Origin of the sequence: Bacillus cereus group sp. N6 (assembly GCF_016483705.1) — a bacterium.
Classification (GTDB): domain Bacteria; phylum Bacillota; class Bacilli; order Bacillales; family Bacillaceae_G; genus Bacillus_A; species Bacillus_A wiedmannii.
The window spans coordinates 69,795-80,980 of sequence record NZ_JAEHBI010000024.1 but is presented as its reverse complement, the minus strand read 5'-3'; the positions used below and the strand labels follow the sequence as shown (position 1 = coordinate 80,980).

Sequence of the window (11,186 nt, the reverse complement as noted above, 5' to 3'; positions counted from 1 at the left end):
TTCCCCTTTTTCTCGTGGGCTCGTTAATTTTTAAAAAAAAAATTTATTCGTATTTAAAATTTTTAAAAAAAAAAAAAAAAAAAAAACACCAAAAAAAAAAAAAAAAAAAAAAAAAAAAAAAAAAAGAGTTTTTACTTATTGACTATAATATCAACATTATGGTATTATATAAAATTTGACATTTTCACTCACTTGTGCTATCATTAAAAGTGGTTACCACATATGGAGGTGGATGATTTGTTTCAAATTGGCGATAAAATCGTTTATCCAATGAACGGCGCAGGAGTCATCGAAGCCATTGAAGAGAAAGAAATATTAGGAACAACACGTCAATATTGTGTGATACGTATCATTAGTAAAGACATGCAAATAATGCTTCCTATGGATCAATTACAAAAATCAGGTATTCGTTATATCGTAGATAAAGGTACATTAGATGTTATACTTCTTGAATTTCAAAACGGGGAATCAGACACATCACTTTCCTGGAAACAGAGATATACAATGAATATGGAAAAAATGAAAAACGGCAATCTGCAAGATAGCGCAGAAGTTGTTCGCGATTTACTTCGTCGTAATAAAGAGAGAGCATTAAATGCGAGCGAAAAACAAATGCTAGATAATGCACGCAAAATGATGATTAGCGAAGTTGCACTTGTGCAAAATGTTTCTGAACATCAAGCAACAGAATTTCTTCAAGATACAATTAATCATTAAATTTAAAATAGCCGATCGCTATTTTTTTTTTGCAGAAAAAAGGACAAAGAGATAAACCTCTTTGTCCTTTTATATTACCCGCGACCTGCTTGAAACGACGGGTATAAAGTCATTCCACCATCTGCAAATAACGTAATTCCAGTTACGTAACTCGCTTCTGATGAAGCGAGCCACGTTGCGACTGCTGCAATTTCTTCCGGCTTTCCAATGTAGCCCATCGGTATCATACTTTCTACGTCAGCACGTTTTTTAGGATCAGCAAACTTTTCTGCATTAATTGGCGTATTTATTGCACCTGGCCCAATATTATTTACTCGAATACCTTTTGGTGCATATTCTAACGCTAACGTTTCTGTCATCAGTTTAATACCACCCTTACTCGCCGCATAGTGCACGAATAGTGGCCACGGAATTTTCTCATGAACACTCGACATATTAATAACAGAACCTTTAATATCATGTTCTACAAAATATTTAATCGCTTCACGGCTTCCTAAAAAAGCACCTGTTAAATTTGTATTGATTACTTTATTCCAATCCTCTAACGGCATTTCATGCGACGGGACCGCGTTTTCTATCCCTGCATTATTAATCATAACGTCAAGCGTACCAAACTCTTTCACAGCAGATTGAATGAGGCTCACAACATCAGATTCAACTGTCACATCACCTTTTACAGCAATCGCTTCTCCGCCTACTTTTTTTATTTCTTCTAATACATCATGCGCTTCTGACTCTCGTGAGCGATAGTTAATTACTACTTTTGCTTTCTCCTTAGCAAACCGTACTCCCATCGCTCTTCCAAGACCAGTTGCTGATCCTGTAATAACGACAACTTTTCCTGCTAAATCACTATACATTTCAATACCCCCTTTAACTTTTTGCAACACCTAACATTATTCCGGCTGCGATAATAAAAACGATACCGACAACAATCCCCGTTAATTGGCGTTTCGTTTTTCTTTCACCTAATATAAGAATCCCGCCAAGCGTTGAAATAATAATCCCCATTTGCGATAGCGAAAAACTTGTTGCCACTCCAACACGCGGCTGCGAAATGAATAAAAACATATTTCCAGCTGCCCAAATTAATCCTGGGATAATATTTCTTAGTGCATATTTATTAAATGGATGATGTTTAAACGTAAGCAAAACGCCCCCTAACACCATACCAACTGCTTGTGGCAATAAAGCTGACCAACCATCTACGTTAAATAGCCTAATCACTACTACGTAAACTAAATAACCGACTGTTGAAATCAATAAAATGATAATGCCCCTTTTAAAATTCCCGGCCTGCTCTGCACTCTTTTCTTCTTCACTTTGAAGTGATGTTAAAATAACACCGATAATAATACAAACGAGAGCCAAAACACCAAGGACGACTGATATAGTCGTGGACCACTCATGAAATACGATGACTCCAAATAAAGTCGTCGCAACTAATTGCAGTCCTGTTGAAATGGGCATCGTTCTCGAAACGCCCATTAAATCAATACTTTTTAATTGATTCGCCTGACCAAGTGCCCAAAATAAACCTGACACAATTCCAACTCCAATAACAGTAGGAGTTAATACTGGCTTCATAAAAATATAAACAACAATCGAGAAAATAAGTGCCCCAAACGTTGTACCGAGCGTTTGACTATACGGTCCCCCGCCCAGTTTCACGTTAAATAGCACAATACTTCCCCAAAATATAGCCGGTAAAATCGCTAAAAGTATGTCCATCGCTCATTACCTTTCTTTACTAAATGTCATAAGTTATCACTCTGAATCATTAGAGTGAGCTTTTATTTTTTCTTTTTCCCGTTCACAAACTTTTTCTGCAATAGCACCAGAAACATTCTTTTCTCGCTCCACCTTCTTTATTTTTACGTGATCTAAATAATCTTCCAAAATAAGTGTAACTTTATCATTCGGCGGATTATGTGCACCTTGGAACGTAAGAAATTGTAGCGTAATTTCAAATCTAGGAACGAACTCACCGTTCTTACCGAGACGTTTTATATTTATAACGGAAGCACATTCATACTGATCTTCTGTCACTTGTCTAATAACTGAATAGTACCTATTTGATAATGCACTCTCTAACAGCTGCTCCCTCGATTCTTTCGCAAAAGAATCACTTGGAGAAGAGAAAAAGATTGCACATAGCATTGTAATAACTACACATATTTTTTTCATAACACCCTCCTTGTTCTATAAGTTAGTGTTCGCAAAACTTCCATAAAAAAACGACTTCCCTATGTAGGAAAGTCGTTTTAATGAATCCAATATTAACCACCGCTCACTGGTGGGATTAGTGCAACAACATCACCATCTCGGATCGTATCATCTTCATTCGCATATTCTTCATTAATCGCAACCATAGTTGATGCTGTCACTGGTACATTATATTCTTTAGCAACAACATCTTTTAACTCTGCAACCGTAATATTTTCTTTCTCTATTTGTAATTCACTTGTTCCTGCTTCCTCTTGCAAGTGCGCAAATAATAATACTCGAATCATACTTACAGCTCCTTCCCAGGCTCCCCTGCCGGATATGGCGTTTTTTCTAATTGATCACCAATCCATGAGTCTCCATCTTCCCAAAACTCCTTTTTCCAAATCGGAACAATTTGTTTTATACGTTCCATAATGTATTCATTCGCCTCATAGGCCGCTTTACGATGCGGTGTTGAAACAGCAACAACAACCGCGATATCAGAAATTTGCAGTGTACCGATGCGATGTGTAATCGCAACGTGTGTACCTGGCCACTTCTCTTTCACTTCTGAGCCAATTTTCTCTAGCATCTTTTCTGCCATCGTTTTATAAGCGACATATTCTAAGTATAATGTACGACGCCCTTTCGTAAACTCCCTAACCGTTCCAATAAATGTTGTAACAGCACCGCATTCGCGGCGAATAACCTTCTTTGCTACCTCTTCAATCGAGATTTCTGTATCAATTACTTCATAATACGTATTTGTCATTTCGTACTCCTTACCGTTTGTATAAACCAGTCTATATACAACTCTTCTTCTGTTATATGAAATACTTTATATTCTTCTCGTAAGTTTGCAGGTGCATCATGCCACGTAATAACCGCTACTATGTTTTCTACTTTATGTAAAAGTTCAACGTCTTCCGCAGAACGAAGTAATACTACTTTCGGATAGCTCTCTTTTTTATAGCCCTCTATTAAAATTGTATCCACTTCAAAAAACTCATATAAGCGAATAATTTCTTGCAAGGACCATTCCTCTCTTAATGACGACAGTGAAAGTAATCCAGCGCCTTCTACACTACTGACAACAGCCCCAGCCTTTCGGTGCCTTTCACTATCTTTTTGCGCTACTTCTGGAAAACCTCCGTGCCCGTGATGCTTAATTGTAGCAACTTTCATGTTTCGTTCAGCTAATGCATACACAATTTTCTCAACGAGCGTTGTTTTCCCGCTATTTTGATATCCTACTATTTGTAAGATTGAAGGGGCTTTGCCCATGGCCAATCACATCCCTCGTCGTGCTCTAACAATAATACAGATACTTTCATCCCTGCCTCAAATCCTCTCGTTCCTCCAGGCAACACAATAAAAGCATTCGCATCGGCGAGTGAAGAGACCGCACTCGATTTATCTAAACCGACCGGCATTGCTTGTAATGCCCCGTCCACGATTGTCACGTTTGCTCTTACAAAACGAGTAAACGGATTTGGCTTCGGAAAATCTTTTTGTAAAATAGCATCTGCTCTATATACGTGGGGTTCTTTCGCATACAAATATGTTTTTATAACCGGATGCACAAATAGATCAAAGCCTACGTAGCAAGCTGACGGATTTCCTGATAAACCGAAAAGTAACTTTCCATCAACTTCAGCTACTGTCGTTACACTTCCTGGTCTCATCGCTATTTTATTAAAGAGTACATTCGCCTGTAATCTTTCATAAATAGCTGGCAAGTAGTCATAATCTCCTACCGACACACCGCCTGTTGTAATTAAAATATCAACCTCATTCATCGCTGATTGAACAGCTGCAAAGCATGCATCTAACTCGTCAGCAAGTTGGCCATAATAACGCACTTTCCCTCCGACTTTCATAATTTGAGCGGCAATCATATACGAGTTACTATTTCTAATTTTCCCCGGCTGTAACGACTCGTGTACCTCTAACAGTTCACTTCCTGTCGTCACAATACCAACAACAGGCTGTTTTACAACCTTCACAGTACTATATCCAAACGTCGCTAATAAGGCGGCAACACCTGGATTAATTGCAACACCTTTCTGAACGAGAACTTGATTTTTCTTTATATCTTCTCCTTTAAATGACACATTGTCACCACTATGAAAAGGACGCTTTACCTTCATATATGTTTTTCCGTTCTTCTCAAAACCTTCCGTCAACTCTAGCATTACGACTGCATTACAATCCTCTGGAATAGCTGCTCCTGTCATAATACGAACCGCCTGAAAATGTCCTACTTCTTCTGTAAAAACAGATCCTGCCCCGATTTCTCCTATTACTTCAAACTCAATCGCATTCTCTTGATGTGCTTCTTTCGTATCTTCTGCTCGAATCGCGAAACCATCGTAAGGAGAACGATCGAAATGAGGAACGTCATGATCAGAGATAACATCCTCCCCAAGAATTCTCCCGTAACTTTCCGTAATAGAAACCTCTTCTACTTCACCATTTTTCGCATATTCCATTACTCTCTCTACTGCCTCAGCAACTTGAATTGGAATTCGTTTTTCTATCATCGTTTCTCACCTCATATTTGCAATTTTTTTTATCTCGATTAAACTTTATATATTAAATAGAAATTAACTTCAAGGAGGAATTCCATGTCTTCATTCACACACTTTAATGACCAAGGACGCGCGAAGATGGTTGATATAAGTGACAAAAAAGCAACCGTCCGAACAGCAATTGCGTGCTCTAGCATTGTCGTTACAAAAGAAATTTACGATAAAATCTCTCACAATGAAATTGGGAAAGGTGACGTATTAGCAGTTGCACAAATCGCAGGTATTATGGCTGCGAAACGCACTTCTGATATTATCCCAATGTGCCATCCTTTATTATTAAAAGGTGTTGACGTTTCTTTCGATTGGAAACAATCCGAAGAACAATATCGATTACTTATTGAAGTAAAAGTTAAAACAGAAGGTAGCACCGGTGTTGAAATGGAAGCTTTAACAGCCGCTTCCGCTACAGCTCTTACTGTGTACGATATGTGCAAAGCTGTTGATAAAGGTATGATTATTGGCGAAACTTACTTATTTGAAAAAACAGGTGGAAAAAGTGGAGATTATACGAGAAAGTCTTAATCTTCTTTCCGTTGAACCTAAAGGGCTCCCTTTAGGTTCAACCTATATATCTTGCATATAAGCGTTTTGCTATATTTATATCATTCGTCCCATGAATGAACGCCCTGCCATCTGTAAATAAAACAAAACGAAATTCCTCCACCGGAAATGATAATAAATACGGAGTAGCTTTTACATCCACACTTCTTTGTAAGCGCTTTTTAATTTCTTCTAAATTAAATTCATTCCGCACACCTGGACGGATTTGTACTGTATTTCGGCCACATAACACTTCTGTTTTTGTTTGTGCTTCAAATGTTAAACTCGGATATGTACGTAATCTTCCGCAAGATAAACATGTGTCTTTTTTCTGCCTATTCACTTTAAATGCCATCTGTTGATTATTCCAAAGATCAAACGATAACATCGTTTCGCGAAGTGCCCCATAGTCTTCTACTAATATTTTCAGCGCTTCCGTTATTTGATGCGCAACTACTAATTGTACTGCGGGCTGTATAATACCAGCCGTATCACATGTTGCCCCGCTCGCTGGATGTTCCATTAAACAGCGGAAACACGGTGTTTTTCCTGGTAAAATTGTATACGTTACTCCGTAGCTTCCGACACAACCACCATATATCCACGGAATATTATACTTTTGTGAAATATCATTAATAAGAAGACGCGTTTCAAAATTATCTGTCGCATCTAATATTAAATCTACATCATTCACTAGCTCTTCCATTTCTCGCACTGTTACATCAGTCACAACCGGATTTATTTTCACCTCAGAATTAATCGCTTGTAAATGCTCTGCTGCTGCTACCGCCTTTGGTTTATATTGCTTTGCATCTTCTTCTGTATATAATTGTTGCCTTTGTAAATTACTCCACTCTACATAATCACGATCCGCAATTGTTATTTTGCCAACACCTGCTCTAACAATTGCTTCTGCATTCGCTGCCCCGAGAGCGCCAGCGCCGATAATAAGCACATGCTTCTCTCTAATTTTTCTCTGACCTTCTTCTCCAACACCAGAAAATAATATTTGTCTTGAATATCGCTCCTGCATACGATAGCCCCCTTTCTTATCCTCCTATATAAGACATTTCAATTTTCGGACGATTCTTTGCACTTTCTTCTGTCCGTTCATCCGAATACCTGTCTTTTCTATTCATCCATACATCTTGTATAACGCTTACTAACTCATCATCCGAAAGATTTCCTCTAAGAAGTTTCCTTACATCCAATCCTTCTGTCGCAAATAAGCAAGTATAAAACTTTCCATCTGCCGAAATTCTTGCTCTCGTACAAGAGGAACAAAATGACTCTGAAACAGAAGTAATAAAACCGACTTCGATATTTGTTCCAACGTAACGATATCGCTTCGCAACTTCACCGAAATAATGCGCTTCAGCTGGCTCAAGTGGATACACACTATGAATCATTTCAATTAATTCTTGCTTTGTAACGACTTGATCAAAGTTCCATCCATTTGTACTACCAACATCCATAAACTCAATAAACCTAAGTGTGATTCCTTGCTCTTTAAAATAAGCAGCCATCGGAAGTACTTGATGTTCATTCATCCCTTTTTTCACAACCATATTTACCTTTACATCAAGCCCGGCCTCTTTTGCAGCCATAATTCCCTTTATAACAGGTTTCGTATTGATATTCCGACCATTAATGTCCTTAAATACATCGTCATCTATTGCATCCAAACTAACATTTACTCTATGTAATCCAGCTTCTTTTAATGCTTTTGCTTGTTTCGTTAAATGAATTGCATTTGTCGTTAACCCTATATCTACTAACCCTTCAATTTTCACGAGACGAGCAATAAGTTTTGTTAAATCTTTACGCAGTAGTGGCTCGCCACCAGTAAGTCTAATTTTTCGTACACCGATGCTAACAAATAGTTTTGCCAAACGCTCAATTTCATCAAACGTCAGTAAAAACTCATCTTTCAAAAAAGCATAATCTGGCCCAAAAACTTCCGCTGGCATACAATATGTACATCTAAAATTGCAACGATCAATGACAGATATGCGCAAATCTTGAAGTGGGCGTCCAAAAAAATCTGTAACCATCTCCTGCATCGCCACCCTCCCTTTCTGTCAAATTTCTCTCTTTTCATTCTATTATAATATATTTTCGAACTGCGATGTTTTTGCTTAAGTGAATAAAGTGAAACTTTCCTAACCAATTAGACTACCTACAAATAACAGGATAAAAAACCTTGAAGCATAAAAGCTCCAAGGTTTTCTTCCTATTAACTTAGTCTAATAATAGTTAGAGTAGCTCCTGGCGTTGCCGTAGATAATGTAGCTATTGCAACTAATCCAAATAACTGCAGACTAATGGCAGCTCCAGCAGGCAAATTAGCAATTATTGTCGCATTGAATGAACCTGTAGCTATTGCTGGTGAATTTATTGTTCCTGCAAGCGGACTGCCATTTACAGTTATACGAGAACTTACAAGTAAAGAGGCTGTTAAATTTATTGTATAAGCTATATAGTAATTCCCCGCATTCGCAACCGTAAATACGGTATTTCCTCCGCTAACGGTAATTCCTGGTCCAATATTTTGATTGTTCGGTAATGGTACATTTGTACCACCTAATAAAACGGAAATAGCGGTTCCTGATGTATTATTCGCAAATGCATACGTTGCAGTTGTACTAACTCCGGTCACACCCGTTGCTCCAGTGGACCCGGTTGCTCCAGCTTCAGTTGGACCGGTTGGACCTGTGTCCCCTGTTGGGCCTTGTGAACCTGTTGCTCCAGTGGATCCCGTTGGGCCTTGGATTCCTTGTGCTCCTTGAATTCCTTGTGGGCCTGTCGCTCCTGTTGCTCCAGTGGATCCCGTCGGGCCTTGTGGACCTTGAATTCCTTGTGGACCTTGTGAACCAGTAGCTCCCGTATCCCCTGTCGGGCCTTGTGGACCTTGCAACCCTTGCACGCCTTGCGGACCGGTTGGACCTATTTCTCCTTGAACACCTTGAATTCCTGTTGGGCCTTGTGGACCGGTCGGCCCCTGCACTCCTTGGATTCCTTGAATTCCCTGTGGACCTTGTGCTCCTGTTGCTCCTGTCGCACCTTGAATCCCTTGTGGGCCTTGATCTCCTTGTACTCCTTGTGGACCGGTTGGGCCTTGGATTCCTTGCGGGCCTTGGATTCCTTGTGAGCCTTGATCTCCCGTTGCTCCCGTTACTCCTTGTATCCCTTGGGGACCTTGAACACCTTGCGGACCGGTTGGACCTATTTCTCCTTGAACACCTTGAATTCCTTGGGGTCCCTGTAAGCCCGTCACACCAGTTGCTCCTGTTTCTCCTGTCGCTCCTGTCACTCCAGTTGAGCCTATCGCACCGGTATCTCCAGTTGCTCCTGTCACACCGGTTGCTCCTGTTGGTCCAGGTGGTCCACCGGATGGACCTGTCACTCCTGTCGGACCTGATGGCCCCGTTGGACCACTCGGTCCTGTTGGACCGGTTACTCCTGTCGGGCCTGTAGTTCCTTCCCCTGTCGCTCCGGTTACACCCGTATCTCCTGTTACTCCGGTTGGACCTTGGCCCCCTTGAATTCCCTGTGGCCCCTGCACTCCTTGCGCACCCGTTGGACCTTGAATTCCTTGAATACCTTGCACGCCCTGTATTCCCATTGGACCTGTTGGGCCTATTTCCCCTTGAGTACCTTGCACTCCTTGCGGGCCCTCTGGACCTGTTGCTCCTATATTCCCTTGTACACCTTGAATTCCAGTTGCTCCTTGTGCTCCTGTTGCTCCTGTTATCCCTTGAATTCCCTGAATTCCTTGTATTCCTTGTTCACCAGTTACGCCCGTCGGCCCCGGAATACCTTGAATACCTTGCGGACCTTCTGGACCTGTTGGTCCAATTGGCCCTTGAACCCCTTGTATTCCTTGCAATCCCTGTGCTCCTGTTTCTCCTGTACTTCCAGTCGGTCCTGTATTTCCCGTTACTCCAGTTACACCTGTACTTCCTGTTACCCCTGTATTTCCCGTTGCTCCCGTCGCACCTGTACTTCCACTCGGTCCACCTCCTGGACCTGTCGCACCAGTTGCCCCCGTCGGACCTGGTGGTCCTCCAGATGGACCCGTTATCCCTGTTGGACCTGTTATTCCAGTTGGGCCTGTAACCCCTTGACCAGTTGCTCCTGTTGTCCCCGCACTTCCACTCGGTCCTTGTGGTCCTTGTATCCCTTGTGCCCCTTGTATTCCTTGTGGACCGGTTGCACCTGGTACCCCTTGCACACCTTGAATTCCTTGAGGTCCCTCAGGTCCAGTCGCTCCAATCGGACCTTGTAACCCTTGTATCCCCTGTATACCTTGTGTCCCAGTCGCTCCTGTTGGACCAATCGGACCTTGCAACCCTTGCACTCCTTCTGGTCCTGTCGCTCCTGTAGCTCCCTGTGCTCCCCTCAATCCTTGCGGCCCCTGCTGTCCTTCTGGACCTGTTGCACCTATTGGTCCAACTGGTCCTTGTATCCCTTGCACACCTTGAGGTCCTGTCGGGCCCATCTCCCCCATCGGACCTTGTAATCCTCTTGGTCCTTGAGGGCCAGTCGGACCTTGGGGACCGGTTGAGCCAGTAATCCCAATGCCAGTAAATCCCGTTGGAACGGGTGGAAAGGTAGGACCAATAAGATTTGGTGAAATTCTGAAATTAGAGTTTAATGAATGTTTTTTATCGCGCTCTCTCACACTTTCACCACCTGCACACCATCTTTTTTACATGAAACAAACCTCTTCTTCTTAATATGTATTTACAAAAACAAACTCAAAGACTATTTTTATTTGAAATAATAAAAACTCCCTTAAATCCTTAAGGGAGTCCAGCAATTGAATCCATATTATCTGTATTAGGGACAGCTTGTGCTATACTCGATGCATTTACACTTTGCCCCATATTTGTTCCTGTTACAGTACCGGCAGGAGTGCCTCTTGTATATGTTGTCGTCACCGAATCACCCGGCTGTAAACAAAGCTTCGTCTCCGTCCCTATTACTGTAACAACGTCAATCCAAGTGCACCCCATTGAGCCACTATACGATTTCGTAGCAGTAAATGACGTATCACTCAAATTATCACCAGTAAATATATTCCCAGTGTTATTCACAATAACAAACTCTTTTATATGAGCAGGCATA

The 11,186-nt window shown here is 41.1% G+C and carries 13 protein-coding genes; 2 read left to right on the top strand and 11 right to left on the bottom strand.

Going from position 1 to position 11,186, the window contains the following annotated elements:
• The first annotated feature begins 222 nt into the window (after nucleotides 1-222).
• Nucleotides 223-717, top strand: a complete 495-nt coding sequence (locus JDS99_RS17635) for a CarD family transcriptional regulator (RefSeq protein ID WP_000451450.1) — start codon at nucleotides 223-225, stop codon at nucleotides 715-717.
• A 74-nt stretch (nucleotides 718-791) separates the two neighbouring features.
• Here JDS99_RS17635 and JDS99_RS17630 read toward each other — a convergent pair whose 3' ends face one another.
• The 7 genes from JDS99_RS17630 to moeA all read right to left on the bottom strand — a co-directional run bounded on the left by JDS99_RS17630 (nucleotide 792) and on the right by moeA (nucleotide 5,468).
• Nucleotides 792-1,577, bottom strand: a complete 786-nt coding sequence (locus JDS99_RS17630) for a glucose 1-dehydrogenase (RefSeq protein WP_199695438.1) — start codon at nucleotides 1,575-1,577, stop codon at nucleotides 792-794.
• A 13-nt stretch (nucleotides 1,578-1,590) separates the two neighbouring features.
• Nucleotides 1,591-2,448 (bottom strand): glucose uptake protein GlcU, encoded by an 858-nt coding sequence (gene glcU / locus JDS99_RS17625; protein ID WP_048540762.1) that lies wholly within the window; start codon nucleotides 2,446-2,448, stop codon nucleotides 1,591-1,593.
• A gap of 36 nt (nucleotides 2,449-2,484) precedes the next feature.
• Nucleotides 2,485-2,904, bottom strand: a complete 420-nt coding sequence (locus JDS99_RS17620) for a DUF3888 domain-containing protein (protein ID WP_048540764.1) — start codon at nucleotides 2,902-2,904, stop codon at nucleotides 2,485-2,487.
• A 92-nt stretch (nucleotides 2,905-2,996) separates the two neighbouring features.
• Entirely contained in the window at nucleotides 2,997-3,230 is a 234-nt protein-coding gene (moaD, locus tag JDS99_RS17615; RefSeq protein WP_000621775.1) for a molybdopterin converting factor subunit 1, read from the bottom strand.
• A 2-nt stretch (nucleotides 3,231-3,232) separates the two neighbouring features.
• Nucleotides 3,233-3,697, bottom strand: coding sequence for a molybdopterin synthase catalytic subunit MoaE (moaE, locus tag JDS99_RS17610; protein WP_000185929.1), 465 nt, complete (start codon nucleotides 3,695-3,697; stop codon nucleotides 3,233-3,235).
• On the bottom strand, nucleotides 3,694-4,209 hold the full coding sequence (gene mobB, locus JDS99_RS17605) for a molybdopterin-guanine dinucleotide biosynthesis protein B (protein WP_060486695.1): 516 nt from the start codon (nucleotides 4,207-4,209) through the stop codon (nucleotides 3,694-3,696). The genes moaE and mobB overlap by 4 nt, the downstream gene beginning before the upstream one ends.
• The gene (gene moeA, locus JDS99_RS17600; protein WP_199695437.1) at nucleotides 4,179-5,468 is read right to left on the bottom strand and encodes a molybdopterin molybdotransferase MoeA; all 1,290 of its coding nucleotides are present in this window, start codon (nucleotides 5,466-5,468) and stop codon (nucleotides 4,179-4,181) included. Before moeA ends, mobB begins: the two co-directional genes overlap by 31 nt.
• A gap of 84 nt (nucleotides 5,469-5,552) precedes the next feature.
• Between moeA and moaC the strand changes: the two genes are divergently transcribed.
• Complete coding sequence (moaC, locus tag JDS99_RS17595) at nucleotides 5,553-6,038, top strand: cyclic pyranopterin monophosphate synthase MoaC (RefSeq protein ID WP_000094144.1); 486 nt, start codon at nucleotides 5,553-5,555, stop codon at nucleotides 6,036-6,038.
• Nucleotides 6,039-6,075: 37 nt separating this feature from the next.
• Here the strand turns inward: moaC and JDS99_RS17590 are convergent, their stop codons facing one another.
• The 4 genes from JDS99_RS17590 to JDS99_RS17575 form a co-directional block, all read right to left on the bottom strand.
• Nucleotides 6,076-7,089: a molybdopterin-synthase adenylyltransferase MoeB gene (locus tag JDS99_RS17590; RefSeq protein ID WP_060486693.1), complete on the bottom strand. Its 1,014-nt coding sequence runs from the start codon at nucleotides 7,087-7,089 to the stop codon at nucleotides 6,076-6,078.
• A gap of 16 nt (nucleotides 7,090-7,105) precedes the next feature.
• Complete coding sequence (gene moaA, locus JDS99_RS17585) at nucleotides 7,106-8,119, bottom strand: GTP 3',8-cyclase MoaA (protein ID WP_060486692.1); 1,014 nt, start codon at nucleotides 8,117-8,119, stop codon at nucleotides 7,106-7,108.
• Between the two features lie 173 nt (nucleotides 8,120-8,292).
• Nucleotides 8,293-10,740: a BclA C-terminal domain-containing protein gene (locus JDS99_RS17580; protein WP_199695436.1), complete on the bottom strand. Its 2,448-nt coding sequence runs from the start codon at nucleotides 10,738-10,740 to the stop codon at nucleotides 8,293-8,295.
• A gap of 121 nt (nucleotides 10,741-10,861) precedes the next feature.
• On the bottom strand, nucleotides 10,862-11,185 hold the full coding sequence (locus JDS99_RS17575; RefSeq protein ID WP_001110863.1) for a hypothetical protein: 324 nt from the start codon (nucleotides 11,183-11,185) through the stop codon (nucleotides 10,862-10,864).
• Nucleotide 11,186: the final 1 nt, after the last annotated feature.

Coding starts and splice junctions, on each gene's coding strand:
- JDS99_RS17635 (WP_000451450.1), top strand. CDS start 223: ATGGAGGTGGATGATTTGTTTCAAATTGGCGATAAAATCGTTTATCCA.
- JDS99_RS17630 (WP_199695438.1), bottom strand. CDS start 1,577: ATGTATAGTGATTTAGCAGGAAAAGTTGTCGTTATTACAGGATCAGCA.
- glcU (WP_048540762.1), bottom strand. CDS start 2,448: ATGGACATACTTTTAGCGATTTTACCGGCTATATTTTGGGGAAGTATT.
- JDS99_RS17620 (WP_048540764.1), bottom strand. CDS start 2,904: ATGAAAAAAATATGTGTAGTTATTACAATGCTATGTGCAATCTTTTTC.
- moaD (WP_000621775.1), bottom strand. CDS start 3,230: ATGATTCGAGTATTATTATTTGCGCACTTGCAAGAGGAAGCAGGAACA.
- moaE (WP_000185929.1), bottom strand. CDS start 3,697: ATGACAAATACGTATTATGAAGTAATTGATACAGAAATCTCGATTGAA.
- mobB (WP_060486695.1), bottom strand. CDS start 4,209: ATGGGCAAAGCCCCTTCAATCTTACAAATAGTAGGATATCAAAATAGC.
- moeA (WP_199695437.1), bottom strand. CDS start 5,468: ATGATAGAAAAACGAATTCCAATTCAAGTTGCTGAGGCAGTAGAGAGA.
- moaC (WP_000094144.1), top strand. CDS start 5,553: ATGTCTTCATTCACACACTTTAATGACCAAGGACGCGCGAAGATGGTT.
- JDS99_RS17590 (WP_060486693.1), bottom strand. CDS start 7,089: ATGCAGGAGCGATATTCAAGACAAATATTATTTTCTGGTGTTGGAGAA.
- moaA (WP_060486692.1), bottom strand. CDS start 8,119: ATGCAGGAGATGGTTACAGATTTTTTTGGACGCCCACTTCAAGATTTG.
- JDS99_RS17575 (WP_001110863.1), bottom strand. CDS start 11,185: ATGCCTGCTCATATAAAAGAGTTTGTTATTGTGAATAACACTGGGAAT.